The organism is Mesorhizobium sp. M4B.F.Ca.ET.089.01.1.1 (genome assembly GCF_004022605.1).
Lineage (GTDB): Bacteria > Pseudomonadota > Alphaproteobacteria > Rhizobiales > Rhizobiaceae > Mesorhizobium > Mesorhizobium abyssinicae.
The window spans coordinates 1-817 of record NZ_RZOS01001025.1; the positions used below are offsets into that span (position 1 = coordinate 1).

Here is an 817-nt window from a genome sequence, read left to right on the forward strand (position 1 = left end):
CGCCGGCGTGAGGGAAGGCAGGCATCGAGCCTTTTGCGACGGCCTCGACGACGGCTGAATTGGCGGCCGGATCCGCATGTCCGAGAAGGATGGCACCAAATCCGAGAGCCGTGTCGGTCATCCGCACGCCTTCGTCTGTCCAGATATACGGCCCTTTTGCCCTGTCGATGAAGATCGCTCTGCCGTCGAGTAGCGGAAGGGCCCGCCCGGCGCTGGAGATGCCTCCGACAAGATGTTTCATTCTCTAGTTTCCAACTCTAATTTCAAAGGAAAGCCGCCAGGGATTCACTGAGGCCGGCCGTGGGCGTCGCGCAAAGCGCGAACGGCGCTCGAGATCCCCGAGATTAGATGTGTCATTGTCATTACATTCCGAAAAGGGACGGCAGCCACTCGGTCATGCCTGGGAAGAAGGCGATGCCGGCGATGCAGACTAAGCTGGCGATCCAATACGGCATCAGCCATTTTGAAACGACGTACATGTCAAGCTTAGCGATGTTGCAGACCACGGTGATGTTAGTGCCGACCGGCGGCGTGAAGAGACCGGCGCCAAGTGTGATGGTGAAAAGGACGCCGGTCTGGAAGGGCTGGAGGCCCGCATCCCGCGCGATGGGCACGAGGATCGGTGTCATGATTATTAGCGACGGACCGAGATCGAGCCAGAACCCGACCGCAGAAAGTACGAAGAGGATCAGTAGCACTGTCACTACCGGCCCGGAGGAGTATCCTGAGATCCAGTCCGCCGCGAGCGTCGGGATCTGCTCAACGGCTAGGATAAACGAGAACGGCGTGGCAAGCGCCATGATCATCATGATCACCC

Annotated in this window: 1 protein-coding gene and 1 pseudogene; both read right to left on the reverse strand. The window is 59.1% G+C overall.

Going from position 1 to position 817, the window contains the following annotated elements:
• Window positions 1-241 (reverse strand): annotated as a pseudogene (locus tag EN780_RS35790) (aminotransferase class III-fold pyridoxal phosphate-dependent enzyme); the annotation flags it as partial.
• A gap of 121 nt (window positions 242-362) precedes the next feature.
• Window positions 363-817 (reverse strand): TRAP transporter large permease subunit (locus EN780_RS35795; protein WP_128276574.1); only part of this gene is annotated, 455 nt, incomplete at its 5' end.